General features: G+C 65.3%; 12 protein-coding genes and 1 riboswitch. Of the genes, 7 read left to right on the top strand and 5 right to left on the bottom strand.

Going from position 1 to position 12,541, the window contains the following annotated elements; genetic code table 11:
* Positions 1 to 84: 84 nt before the first annotated feature.
* Together QFZ88_RS21720 and QFZ88_RS21725 are read right to left on the bottom strand one after the other, a co-directional pair.
* Positions 85 to 765: a GNAT family N-acetyltransferase gene (locus tag QFZ88_RS21720; protein WP_024926682.1), complete on the bottom strand. Its 681-nt coding sequence runs from the start codon at positions 763 to 765 to the stop codon at positions 85 to 87.
* The gene (locus tag QFZ88_RS21725) at positions 746 to 1,255 is read right to left on the bottom strand and encodes a MarR family winged helix-turn-helix transcriptional regulator (RefSeq protein ID WP_024926683.1); all 510 of its coding nucleotides are present in this window, start codon (positions 1,253 to 1,255) and stop codon (positions 746 to 748) included. Before QFZ88_RS21725 ends, QFZ88_RS21720 begins: the two co-directional genes overlap by 20 nt.
* Before the next feature lie 181 nt (positions 1,256 to 1,436).
* On the opposite strand from QFZ88_RS21725, the gene aroC reads away from it, so the two are divergent.
* Together aroC and ribB are read left to right on the top strand one after the other, a co-directional pair.
* Positions 1,437 to 2,537, top strand: a complete 1,101-nt coding sequence (gene aroC, locus QFZ88_RS21730; RefSeq protein ID WP_024926684.1) for a chorismate synthase — start codon at positions 1,437 to 1,439, stop codon at positions 2,535 to 2,537.
* A 118-nt stretch (positions 2,538 to 2,655) separates the two neighbouring features.
* On the top strand, positions 2,656 to 3,759 hold the full coding sequence (gene ribB, locus QFZ88_RS21735; RefSeq protein ID WP_024926685.1) for a 3,4-dihydroxy-2-butanone-4-phosphate synthase: 1,104 nt from the start codon (positions 2,656 to 2,658) through the stop codon (positions 3,757 to 3,759).
* A gap of 104 nt (positions 3,760 to 3,863) precedes the next feature.
* On the opposite strand, the gene QFZ88_RS21740 is transcribed toward ribB, so the two are convergent.
* Both QFZ88_RS21740 and QFZ88_RS21745 read right to left on the bottom strand, forming a co-directional pair.
* Positions 3,864 to 5,072 carry an MFS transporter gene (locus QFZ88_RS21740; RefSeq protein WP_024926686.1) on the bottom strand — a complete coding sequence of 403 codons (1,209 nt, stop codon included), beginning with the start codon at positions 5,070 to 5,072 and terminating at the stop codon, positions 3,864 to 3,866.
* Between the two features lie 143 nt (positions 5,073 to 5,215).
* A complete protein-coding gene (locus QFZ88_RS21745; protein ID WP_024926687.1) occupies positions 5,216 to 6,436 on the bottom strand; it encodes an MFS transporter in 1,221 nt (406 codons plus the stop codon).
* 144 nt (positions 6,437 to 6,580) lie between these two features.
* Between QFZ88_RS21745 and QFZ88_RS21750 the strand changes: the two genes are divergently transcribed.
* Complete coding sequence (locus QFZ88_RS21750; protein WP_024926688.1) at positions 6,581 to 7,192, top strand: TetR/AcrR family transcriptional regulator; 612 nt, start codon at positions 6,581 to 6,583, stop codon at positions 7,190 to 7,192.
* A 3-nt stretch (positions 7,193 to 7,195) separates the two neighbouring features.
* Here QFZ88_RS21750 and bluB read toward each other — a convergent pair whose 3' ends face one another.
* Positions 7,196 to 7,924 carry a 5,6-dimethylbenzimidazole synthase gene (gene bluB, locus QFZ88_RS21755; RefSeq protein ID WP_024926689.1) on the bottom strand — a complete coding sequence of 243 codons (729 nt, stop codon included), beginning with the start codon at positions 7,922 to 7,924 and terminating at the stop codon, positions 7,196 to 7,198.
* A gap of 45 nt (positions 7,925 to 7,969) precedes the next feature.
* Positions 7,970 to 8,153: riboswitch (cobalamin riboswitch) on the bottom strand.
* Positions 8,154 to 8,273: 120 nt separating this feature from the next.
* Here bluB and QFZ88_RS21760 point away from each other — a divergent pair.
* From QFZ88_RS21760 to dxs, 4 genes are all read left to right on the top strand, one after another.
* Positions 8,274 to 9,200 (top strand): histone deacetylase family protein, encoded by a 927-nt coding sequence (locus QFZ88_RS21760; protein WP_024926690.1) that lies wholly within the window; start codon positions 8,274 to 8,276, stop codon positions 9,198 to 9,200.
* A gap of 3 nt (positions 9,201 to 9,203) precedes the next feature.
* Positions 9,204 to 9,455 carry an exodeoxyribonuclease VII small subunit gene (locus tag QFZ88_RS21765; RefSeq protein WP_024926691.1) on the top strand — a complete coding sequence of 84 codons (252 nt, stop codon included), beginning with the start codon at positions 9,204 to 9,206 and terminating at the stop codon, positions 9,453 to 9,455.
* A 102-nt stretch (positions 9,456 to 9,557) separates the two neighbouring features.
* On the top strand, positions 9,558 to 10,478 hold the full coding sequence (locus QFZ88_RS21770) for a pirin family protein (RefSeq protein ID WP_024926692.1): 921 nt from the start codon (positions 9,558 to 9,560) through the stop codon (positions 10,476 to 10,478).
* A gap of 89 nt (positions 10,479 to 10,567) precedes the next feature.
* Positions 10,568 to 12,481: a 1-deoxy-D-xylulose-5-phosphate synthase gene (dxs, locus tag QFZ88_RS21775; RefSeq protein ID WP_024926693.1), complete on the top strand. Its 1,914-nt coding sequence runs from the start codon at positions 10,568 to 10,570 to the stop codon at positions 12,479 to 12,481.
* Positions 12,482 to 12,541 lie beyond the last annotated feature (60 nt).

Consider the following 12,541-nt stretch of genomic DNA (forward strand, 5'->3'; position numbering starts at 1 on the left):
CCAACCGAATGTGTCAAACCTAAGTCACCGCCGGTGGACAACTTTGCCCGGCTTGTTTTCAGGTGCGTTGAAAAAGGGCGCGTTTCAGCCGCGTTCGAGCACCGCGACATGCATGGCCGATCGCAGCCTGAAGCCGATCGTTTCATAGAGCCGGATCGCGGCCTGGTTGGTCGCATAGGCATGCAGGAACGGCACCTCGCTACGCTCCAGGATGCGGCCGGCCACATACATCGACAGAAGCCTGGCCAGGCCCTGGCCGCGCGCCTCGGGATGCGAGCAGACGCCGCTGATCTCGGTGAAACCGTCGGGTTTCAAGCGCTCACCCGCCATCGCGGCAAGCCGGCCGTCGATCTTGACGCCCCAGAAGGAGCCGAGGTCGAGCGCGCGCGGCGTGAACGGCCCGGGTTTAGTGAGGTCGGCCAGTGCCTGCATTGCAGGGATGTCGCTTGCGCCAAGCTGCTCGATGCGATCGTCATGCTCGATCGTCGCCGGCTGCTCGGCTATCATCTGGACGGCTTCCGCCGTTGAGACGGCTACAAGGCCGGACGGCACCACCACTGCGTCGGCCTGCAGCAGGAGCAGGCCGGAACCCGGTTTTGCCAGCGTCGCCAGCGCTAGCAGGGCGGGCGGGCTGTCGTCACGTGCCGCAGCGAAGGCGCTGACGGCGGGATCGTAGCGGCGCGCCAATGCGTCGCCGTCAGCGAGTGCCGCATGGCGGCCGGTCAGCGCGCTCCAGATGGGGCGGTCAAGCGGATGTCTGTTCATGGTCCTGTCCAAGACGGTTGGCGACGCGGCGGTGCAGAGGGATCGCCTCGAGGTCGCGTTCGATTGCGGCGAGTTGTTGAAGCAGGGGACCGGTCAGCGGCGCGCAGACCTCGGCGACGGCGCGTTCGATATGCGGCCACAGATCGCGCTTGGAGGTCTCGACGAGGTTTTGGCCGGCTTCCGACAGGCTGGCGATCTTGCGCCGCTGGTCATCCTTGCCTTGCCGGATGTCGATCAGGCCGGCCTCCGCGAGTTGGGTGGCGATGCGGGTGGCGCCGGGCTGGGTCATGCCGAGCGCTTCGGCCAGATCGCCGATTGTCAGTGGGCCGAGCCGGTCGATGGCCGCTAGCGCCGGGAACTGGCTGGACGGGATGGCGGCGCCCGCCCGGTCCAGAATCCGCTGCACCTCCGATTGCAACTGCTCGCCGATGCGCCTGAAGCGGCTGCCGAGGGTGAGATAGCCCAGGTCGCGAACGACATCCTCAACCATAGTCTATCTCCAAAGGCATTTACATAACAGATTATATAACATGTGATGTTTATCTGTCCAGCCCGCCGCCGACCTTCGTCCCGCTGCCGTTGCCGGCAGGGCTTGCTTCGTTTGACCGCCGCAAAAAACGCTAATAGAAGGCAGGCCATGCCGGGTGAGGCCCGCGCGAGGGCTGCTACCGATGTCGCACAACACCTTCGGCCATCTTTTCCGGGTGACCACCTGGGGCGAAAGCCACGGCGCCGCCCTTGGCTGCGTTGTCGACGGCTGTCCGCCCGGCATCCGCTTCACCCGCGACGACATCCAGGCCGAGCTCGATCGCCGCCGTCCGGGCCAGTCGCGTTTCGTCACCCAGCGCCGCGAGCCGGACGAGGTCAAGGTACTGTCGGGTTTCGTCCTGGATGAGGACGGCGTCACCATGATCACCACCGGTACGCCGGTGTCGATGCTGATCGAGAATGTCGACCAGCGCTCCAAGGATTATGGCGAGATCGCCCGCCAGTACCGGCCGGGCCACGCCGACTATGCCTATGAGGTCAAATACGGCATCCGCGACCATCGCGGCGGCGGCCGTTCCTCGGCGCGCGAGACGGCGGCGCGTGTCGCTGCCGGTGCGCTGGCCCGCAAGGTGGTTCCCGGCCTCGTCGTGCGCGGCGCGCTGGTCGCCATGGGCGAGAAGGAGATCGACCGCGCCAACTGGAACTGGAATTTCGTCGGCGACGCCGAGAACCCGTTTTTCACGCCGGACCCGCACTCCGTGCCCGTCTTCACCGCCTATCTCGACGGTATCCGCAAGTCGGGCTCCTCGGTCGGCGCGCTGATCGAGATCGTTGCCGACGGCGTGCCGGCGGGCCTCGGCGCGCCGATCTACGCCAAGCTCGACCAGGACATCGCCTCCAACCTGATGTCGATCAACGCCGTGAAGGGCGTCGAGATCGGCAATGGCTTCGAGGCGGCGAAGATCACCGGCGAACAGAATGCCGACGAGATGCGCATGGGCAATGACGGCAATCCGGTATTCCTGTCCAACAATGCCGGCGGTATCCTCGGCGGCATTTCCACCGGCCAGCCGGTGGTGGCGCGCTTTGCGGTCAAGCCGACCTCGTCGATCCTCAGTCCGCGCAAATCCATCGACAAGGACGGCAGGGACGTCGATGTCGTCACCAAGGGCCGCCACGACCCTTGCGTCGGCATCCGCGCCGTGCCGATCGGCGAAGCGATGGTGGCCTGTGCGATTGCGGATCATTATCTGCGCCATAGAGGGCAGACGGGAAGAATTTAGGGGAATAAGGGAATAGGGCAGTAGGGGGATAGGGCAGGTCGCAGCCGGACCTTTCCCTCAATTCCCTATTGCCCTAATGCCGTAGTGCCTTATTGCCTCAGCAAGCGAAGCGAGCGCCATGCCCTACGATCAAAAGAAAATTGTCGAAGCCCTGCGCGCTTTCGAGCGCGGCGAGATCGTCGTGGTCATGGACGATGACGGGCGCGAGAACGAGGGCGACCTGATCGTGGCCGCCGTGCATTGCACGCCGGAGAAGATGGCCTTCATCGTGCGCCACACCTCCGGCATCGTCTGCACGCCGATGCCGCGCGAAGAGGCCAAGCGGCTGAACCTGGCGCCGATGGTGGCCGACAACGATTCGGCGCACACCACCGCCTTCACCGTCTCGGTCGATTTCAAGCACGGCACCACCACCGGCATTTCCGCCGAGGACCGCACGCTGACCGTACGCAATCTCGCTAACGGCAATGTCGCCGGCAGCGATTTCGTGCGCCCCGGCCACATCTTCCCGCTGATCGCCCGCGAGGGCGGCGTGCTGATGCGCTCGGGCCATACCGAAGCAGCGGTGGATCTGTGCAAACTGGCCGGCCTGCCGCCGGTCGGCGTCATTTCCGAGCTGGTCAATGACGACGGTACCGTCAAGCGCGGCCCGCAGGTGGCGGCCTTCGCCGAGGAGCATGGCCTGAAGCAGGTGTCGGTGGCCGATCTCATCGCCTACCGCCAGCGCAAGGAAACGCTGGTCGAGCGCGTCGCCTGTTCGGACATCGAAACGCCCGGCGGCAAGGCCACCGCGATCGCCTATTCGCTGCCCTGGGAAGCGATGCATCACCTTGCCATCGTCTATGGCGACATTCGCGACGGCGAGGACGTGCCGGTGCGCCTGCATCTGGAGGATGTGACGGCGGACGTGTTCGGCACGCGCACCGTGCTCGATGACATCATGAAGACGCTGGGCGAGCGCAAGCGCGGCGTCATCGTCTATTTGCGCGAGGGTTCGGTCGGCGTCGGCAGCCATGGCGGCCGAAACCGCCAGGCCGGCGGCGAACGCGAAGACCACGAGGAAGCGCGCCGGCGCGAGAACGAGTGGCGCGAGATCGGCCTCGGCGCCCAGATCCTCAAGGATCTCGGCATTTCCTCCATCAACCTGATCGCCTCGCGCGAACGCCACTATGTCGGCCTCGAAGGTTTTGGCATCCGCATCGCCAAGACGGAAATTCTCTAGCCGTCGCGGCCGCGCCCGACCTCACCGGGGCGGTAGAAAGCTCGTAACAAGCAGAAAGGGCGCGTCCAGAGACGCGCCCTTTTGTTTTCGATGGTCTTCTCAGATCACGCAGTCGCCGCGACCGCCGACGAGGGCGCCGGCACCCGCAGGATGCGCTGGCCGGCGAGCGCCACGACCAGGGCAAGCAGCCCGGCCACGATTGAAACCCAGAAGCCATTCGCCGCGCCGAAGGCGTCGATCGTCCAGCCGGAGGCCGAAGAGCCGACCGCCATGCCGATGTTGATGCCGGTGATCGCCCAGGTCATGCCTTCGGTCAGCTGAGACGACGGCGCCAGCTTCTCCACCAGCGCCATCGAGATGATGATGGTGGGCGAGACGGCGACGCCAGCCACGAAGAAGACGACCGCAAGCGCGGTGATGTTGCCGACGATGAGCAACGGTAGCGTGGTCAGCGCCGCCAGAACGATGGCAATCAGCAACTGGCGGCCGAGCGGCAACTTCAGCTTCAGCGCGCCAAAGGCCAGCCCCGCGACCAGCGAGCCCGCCGCGTAGCTCGACAAAGCGAGGCTGGCGGCGGCCTTGTTGCCCTGCATCTCGGCAAAGGCGACCGCGGTCACCTCCGATGTTCCGAAGATGGCGCCCATGGCAAGCAGGGTGAGAATGAGGATCTGCATGAAGCCGAAGCGCACGATGGAGCGCCCGCGCTGCTTTTCGCGCGTGTGGATGGGCGGCTCGGTCGCCGTCTGCATGGTGAAGATCACGGTGCCGAAAGCTAGGAACAGCGTCGCCACCAGCGGCCCGGCCTGGGGAAAGACGGTCACGCTGAGGCCGATCGCCAGCACCGGACCGATCATGAAGATAGTCTCGTCGACCACCGATTCGAAGGCGAAGGCCGTGTGCAGCCTGGGGTTGCCGCCGTAGATGTTGCTCCAGCGCGCGCGCACCATGGCGCCGATGCTGGGCATGGTACCGGCGGCGATCGCCGCCGCGAACAGGGTCCAGTATGGCGCCTTGAAATGCGTCAGCAGCATCAGCGTCGCCAGCGCCGCCACGGTGATGGCGGTGGCCGGAATGAGGACGCGGCGTTGGCCGTGGCGGTCGACGAGCCGCGAAACCTGCGGAGAGACCACGGCATTGGCGAAGGCGAAGGTGGCGGCGACGGCGCCAGCCAGCCAGTACTCGCCATAGGTTTCGGAAAGCATGGTGACGATGCCGAGCGTGACCATGGAAAGCGGCACGCGGGCAATGAAGCCGGCCGCCGAAAACGCCCTGGCGCCGGGCGCCTTGAATATTTCGCTATAGGGATTGCGCATGCTGGCGACCTGCAAGGGGACGATATCTCAAAACCGATGCGAGCCGCCTCAATCGGCGGCCCGCTATGCCTGTCAATACCGAGCAGGCTTCGATACTGCCGCCATCTTCGCCGGTAAATGACCGGCGTTGGCTTGGGGCAGTCTTACTTCGCCGATTGTGGCACGGCCGATACCAGATTGCCCTCGTCTTCGCCGGCCAGTGCCTTCTGGCCGGCGAGCACTGTCACGAAGGCGATCATGCCTGCAACCACTGATACCCAGAACCCGTTCTGCGCGCCGTAATTGTCGACCACCCAGCCGGCCACGAAAGCACCGAGCGCCATGCCGATGCCGATGCCCGTCATCACCCAGGTGATGCCTTCGGTGAGCATGGCTTCTGGCACGCGGCGTTCGATGATGCCGAAGGCCATGATGAAGGTGGGCGAGATCGCCACGCCGCTGAAGAAGATGGCGATTGCCAGCAGCGGCACGGTGTTGGCGACCAGCAGCGGCAACGTGGTCAGGCTGATGATGGCGAGCGAAATGGCGAGCAGGCGTTGCTTCGGCGCCTGCAGGTTGAGCGCGCCGACGATCAGGCCGACGGCGAAGGAGCCCAGCGCATAGACGCCGATGACGAGGCTGGCAGCACCCGGTTGGCCGAGTTCCTTGGTGATGGCCACCGAACTCACCTCGGCGGTGGCGAAGATCGCGCCGACGAAGATGAGGGCGAAGGTGACGATGCGCACCGGCCAGAGCGCGATGGCCGAGCCGCCGCTGCCATGTTCGAGCGGCCTAACCTTCGGCTCGCTGGCGCGCTGCAGGATGAAGGCCGTCATGCCGAAGGCGAGGAACAATGTGCTGGCCAGCATGCCGGCTTCCGGGAACAGGGCGACGGAGAGGCCGACCGACAGCGAGGCGCCGGCAATGTAGACGAGCTCATCCGCCGCCGATTCGAAGGCGAAGGCGGTGTTGAGCTCAGGCCGGTCGCGGAAGATTTCGGTCCAGCGCGCCCGCACCATGGCCGGCACGCTGGGCATGGCGGCGGCCAGGAAGGCCGAGACGAACAGCGTCCAGGCCGGCCAGTCCTGGTTGGTGGCGACGAGAAGTGCTGCGAAGGCGATGATCGAGACGATCGTCGTCGGCACCGCGACGGCGGTCTGGCCCATGCGGTCGACCAGCCGCGATATCTGCGGCGCCAGGAAGGCGTTGGTGAAGGCGAAGGTGGCGGAAACGCCGCCGGCCAGCCAATATTCGCCGCGCGTCTGCGACAGCATGGCGACGATGCCGATGGGCGCCATGGCGATGGGCAGGCGGGCGATGAAGGCCGCGGCCGCAAAACCCTTGGTTCCCGGGGTTCGGAAGATTTCGCTGTAAGGATTGTGCATCGGAGCACTCCTGGATTTTCGAAGGGGTGCCACATACATACGTGGCGTATGCGAATGAGATAATTGCATACGTTGCGTATGTCAATTAATATGCGGTGCGTATGTGAAAAAATATACGCGACGTATGTGAAAAGGAACGACCAGATGAGGACCGCGCACAAACCTCGCAGCGAAATGATCGCCGAGACGCGCGCCAAGCTGATCGCGGCGGCGCGGCGCGCCTTCGCCACCGTCGGTTACGCCAACGCCTCGATGGACGACTTCACCGCCGAGGCGGGGCTGACCCGCGGCGCGCTCTATCATCACTTCGGCGACAAGAAGGGATTGCTGGAGGCCGTCATCGCCGAGCTCGACGCGGAGATGAACGAGCGGCTGTGCGTCATCTCGGCCCGGGCGACGGACCGCTGGCAGCGCTTCGTCGATGAGAATGTCGGCTATATCGAAATGGCGCTGGAGCCGGAAATCCAGCGCATCGTGCTGCGCGACGGTCCGGCAATCCTCGGCGACCCGTCGCAATGGCCCAATGCCAATGCCTGTATCACCTCGATAACCGGCAACCTCACCGCGCTGAAGGAGGAGGGCGTGGTCGGCGACATCGACCCGGAGGCGATGGCGCGCATCGTCAGCGGCGCCTCGCTTTACGCCGCACAGTGGATCGCCAACGCCGACGATCCGCATGAGACGTCGAAGAAGGCGGTCAAATCCTTTCGCGCGCTTCTGGAAGGGCTGCGCGTGCGCGACAATCAGGCTGCCTGACGGTTACCGGTCCGCGCCGGGTGCAACGCAGGCGGCCTTCAGCGCCTCCTCGCCGGCGCCGGCATAGGTCTCGCTCATGATGAGGTCGGCCAGCGGCAGCCGCGAGGCCCAGCCGCTGTGCTCCAGGTCCGGCCGCGCGGCGAACTCGCGGACATGGCCGACGCAGAGATAGGCGATGGGCACGACCGGCTCGGGAATGTCGAGCAGGCGCTTGAGCGCGTCGGCATCGAGAATGCTGACCCAGCCCACGCCGATGCCTTCCGCCCGCGCCGCCAGCCAGAAATTCTGCACGGCGCAGACCGTGCTGAAGAGATCCATCTGCGGATTGTGCCAGCGGCCGAGCGGCGAGCCCTCGCTGCGGCGCCGGTCGCAGGTGATGCAGAGGTTCAGCGCGCTTTCGCAGATGCCTTCCAGCTTGAGCTTGCGGTAGAGCGCCTGCCGCTCCCCGGCGATGTGTGGCAGTTCCTCGTTGCGCGCCGCGAGGAACAGGTCGCGCACCGCCTCGCGCCGGCCCATGTCGCGGACAACGACGAAGTTCCAGGGCTGCATGAAGCCGACCGAGGGTGCGTGATGCGCGGCCGTCAGAAGCCGCGCCAGCACGGCGTCGTCGATGGGGTCTGGGCGGAAATGGCTGCGCACGTCGCGGCGCGTGAAGATGGCGCGGTAGACGGCGTCGCGTTCGAAATCCTCGAACGAATTGTCGGGGGAGGCTGGAGTGCGGACGGCGTGCATCGCGTTTCCCTTGCGATCGGAACCATACCATCCGCCCGTCCATGCGGATGACCATTCCTGCCCGGCCGGTCTTCTGGCTTGGGTTCGTCCCGCTTGCGGCGCCTTCCCGTTCCGAAAAACAGTGGCCTTTGCCGAGCGGTCCCCCATACAGCGCTGGGCACGCCACGGATTTTCACCGTGTTCCCGATTCTCCCGCCTCGCAGCGGGCACCTGGCAGCGATGTCATCTTAGCGCATTGCCGGCGTAAGAACAGCCGGGAAGCCGACGCCAAATGACGCGCCGGGCATTTTCCCCAGCGCCATGCCGCTTGTCGCGTGGCCATCACGACCATTGCTGATAAGATAGGGCGATGACGACCCGCCTTTATTCGCATCCGATCTTTCTGGAGCACATCACGCCGCCCGGCCACCCGGAGCGGCCGGACCGGCTGCGCGCCATCGAGCGTGTGCTCGACGACGAGGCTTTCGCCGCGCTCGACCGGCGCGAGGCGCCATTGGGCGACGAGGCGACCATCCTCTATTGCCATCCGAGGGATTTCGTCGAACGCGTGCGCAAGGCGATCCCCGCGACCGGCCTTGCCCAGATCGACACCGACACCACTGCCAGCCCGAAGACCTGGCAGGCTGCGCTGACCGCGATCGGCGCTGCCAATGCGGCGGTGGACGATGTCTTCGCCGGCGATGCCGACAATGTCTTCGTGGCGGCGCGGCCGCCCGGCCACCATGCCGAAAAGACCACCGCCATGGGCTTCTGCCTGTTCAACACTGCCGCGATTGCCGCGCGTCACGCGCAGGAAAAGCATGGCGTCGAGCGTGTCGCCATCGTCGACTGGGACGTGCACCACGGCAACGGCACCCAGGACATTTTCTGGGACGATCCCTCGGTGCTCTACTGTTCGACGCATCAGATGCCGCTTTTCCCTGGCACCGGCGCCAAGAACGAGACCGGTGCCGGCAACATCGTCAACGCGCCGCTGGCGCCAGCCACCGGCAGCGATGTCTTCCGGGAGGCGTTCCGCACCCGTGTCTTGCCGGCGATCGACGCCTTCGCGCCGGATCTCGTCATCATCTCGGCCGGCTTCGACGCGCATCATCGCGACCCGCTGGCCGAGATCAACCTGACCGAGGACGATTTCGACTGGGCGACCGGGCAGCTGATGGACAGCGCCCGCCGCCACAGCGCAAACAGGCTGGTCAGCCTGCTCGAAGGCGGCTACGACCTGCACGGATTGGCATTTTCGGTCGCAGCGCATGTCGGCCGCCTGATGAAAGGATAAGGGATGGCCGCGGAAGCGAATGAAGACGTCAAGGCGATGAGCTTCGAACAGGCGCTGGATGCGCTGGAGAAGATCGTCGACGATCTGGAGCGCGGCGACGTGCCGCTCGACCAGTCGATCCGCATCTACGAGCGCGGCGAGGCGCTGAAGGCGCATTGCGACCGCCTGCTCAAGGCGGCCGAGGACAAGGTGGAGAAGATCAGGCTCGCCCGCGACGGCAAGCCGGTCGGCACGGAGCCGCTCGACGGGGATTGATGCGGTGAACAAACCGTCGTCGCATCGCCGGTATGCCTGAACCGGGCAGGGGTATAAGTTTCCTTCCATGAGGCGGCGCCGCCGCCGGATGGAGCAACACCCATGAGCTTCTTTCCCGGAAACGATCCCGAACCCGGCGACGCCTTTTCCTGCGACGCCATCGAACTGATGGTTATCGCCAACGCCAAAGACATTGGCGGTTTCGAGGTGCGCCGCGCATTGCCGATCGCCAAGCGCCGGCTGGTCGGTCCCTTCATCTTCTTCGATCGCATGGGGCCCGCCATCCTGCGCGCCGGCAAGGCGCTGGACGTGCTCCCTCATCCGCATATCGGCCTGTCGACGGTGACTTATCTGTTCGACGGCAAGATCAGGCACCGCGATTCGCTTGGCACCGAAATGGTCATCTCGCCGGGCGACGTGAACCTGATGACGGCCGGGCGCGGCATCGTTCATTCCGAACGCACGCCAGAGGAACTGCGCGGCTCGCCGATGTCGATGTCGGGCCTGCAGACCTGGATCGCGCTGCCCGACAGAGACGAGGAAATGGCGCCGGTGTTCGAAAACACGGCGGGCACGTCGCTGCCGGCTTTCGAGGCTGAAGGTGTGTCCAGCCGCCTCATCATCGGCGAACTGGAAGGCCGCCGCGCGTCGGTCACCACCTATCACGACACGCTTTACGCCGACATCCGGCTGGCGCCCGGCGCGAAGTACCGCATCGCCGCGGATGCCGAGGAACGCGCCATCTACGTGCTCGACGGCATCGTCACCATTTCGGGCGATCGTTTCTCCGAGAACCGCCTGCTGGTGTTCCGCCCCGGCGACGAGATCGTCGTGTCGTCGGAACAGGGGGCGCACTTCATGCTGTTCGGCGGCGCCTCGCTCGGCTCGCCGCGCTACATCTGGTGGAATTTCGTTTCCTCCTCGAAGGAACGCATCGAGCAGGCCAAGCAGGAATGGAAGACAGGCCGCTTCGATATCGTTCCTGGTGATGAGAAGGAGTTCATTCCCCTGCCGGAGAGCTGAGTGTGTCGCTGCGGCACATTTACTTTCGCTAATCGGCAGCCTATTCGACTTGTAAATACTCTTGACCGCGAGTTCGATCGGGCCAGCCAGTGACCGCCAGACCCAAAACACCGCTCCTCGACAAGGTCCGCATTCCGGCGGATCTGAGGACGCTCTCCGAGAGCGAGCTGCCGCAGCTGGCCGATGAATTGCGCGTCGAGCTGATCGACGCCGTCTCGCAGACCGGAGGTCATCTCGGAGCCGGTCTCGGCGTCGTCGAACTGACGGTGGCGCTGCACTACGTCTTCGACACGCCGAACGACCGCGTGATCTGGGATGTCGGCCATCAAGCCTATCCGCACAAGATACTGACCGGCCGGCGTGACCGCATCCGCACCCTGCGCCAGGAAAACGGTCTTTCCGGTTTCACCAAGCGCGGCGAAAGCGAATATGACCCGTTCGGCGCCGCCCATTCCTCGACCTCGATCTCGGCCGGCCTCGGCATGGCCGTGGCGCGCGATCTCTCCGGCGGCAAGAACAACGTCATCGCCGTCATCGGCGACGGCGCGATGTCGGCGGGCATGGCCTTCGAGGCGCTGAACAATGCCGGTGCGCTCGACGCCCGCCTGATCGTCATCCTCAACGACAACGACATGTCGATCGCTCCGCCGACCGGCGCGATGAGCGCCTATCTGGCGAGGCTCGGCTCCGGCAAGACCTATCTCGGCCTGCGCGACTTCGGCAAGAAGCTGACATCCTATCTCGGCAAGCGGGCCGACCGCGCCATCACCCGCGCCGTCGAACATGCGCGCGGCTATGTCACCGGCGGTACGCTGTTCGAGGAGCTCGGCTTCTTCCACATCGGTCCGATCGACGGGCACAATCTCGAACACCTGATCCCGGTGCTGAAGAATGTGCGCGACAACGGCAAGGGCCCGGTGCTGATCCATGTTGTGACGCAAAAGGGCAAGGGCTACGCGCCCGCCGAGGCGGCGTCCGACAAATATCACGGCGTCAACCGTTTCGACGTCATCACTGGCGCGCAGGCCAAGGCGCCGGCCAATGCGCCGACCTACACCAACGTGTTCGCCGAAAGCCTGATCCGCGAGGCCTGCGAGGACGAGCGCATCGTTGCCGTCACCGCCGCCATGCCGACTGGCACCGGGCTCGATCTGTTTGGCGAGGTCTTCCCGAACCGCACCTTCGACGTCGGCATTGCCGAGCAGCATGCGGTGACCTTCGCCGCCGGTCTCGCCACCGAGGGCTACAAGCCGTTCGCGGCGATCTATTCGACCTTCCTGCAGCGCGCCTATGATCAGGTCGTGCACGATGTGGCGATCCAGAAACTGCCGGTGCGTTTCCCCATCGACCGCGCCGGTTTCGTCGGCGCCGACGGGCCGACCCATTGCGGTGCCTTCGACACCACCTTCCTCGCCTCGCTGCCGGATTTCGTCGTCATGGCGGCGAGCGACGAGGTCGAGCTTCGTCATATGGTGCGCACCGCCGCCGAGTATGACGAGGGTCCGATCTCTTTCCGCTATCCGCGGGGCAATGGCGTCGGCATCGACATGCCCGAGCGCGGTTCGCCGCTCGAGATCGGCAAGGGCCGCATCGTGCGCGAAGGCACCAAGGTGGCGCTGCTGTCCTTCGGCACGCGCCTGCAGGATTGCCTTGCCGCCGCCGACGAACTGAACGCCGCCGGCCTTTCTACGACGGTGGCCGACGCGCGCTTCGCCAAGCCGCTCGACCACGATCTGATCCGCCGGCTGGCGCGCTCGCACCAGATACTGGTGACGGTGGAGGAGGGCGCCATCGGTGGCTTCGCCACGCAGGTGCTGCATTTCCTCGCCCATGAGGGCCTTTTGGAAGGCGGCCTCAAGGTGCGCCCGCTGGTGTTGCCGGACGTCTTCACCGACCATGCCAAGCCGGAGAAGATGTATGTCGATGCCGGGCTGGATTCGACCGGCATCGTGCGGACCGTGTTTTCAGCACTTGGCCACGCGAGCAGCGCGCAGCGCGCCTGATTCTGAACATCAACGACTTGAATCAGTTTGCGAACGGCTTGAATCGCCGTCTCAACACGC

Source organism: Mesorhizobium sp. YL-MeA3-2017, assembly GCF_030814575.1.
In the GTDB taxonomy this organism is placed as follows: Bacteria; Pseudomonadota; Alphaproteobacteria; order Rhizobiales; family Rhizobiaceae; genus Mesorhizobium; species Mesorhizobium terrae.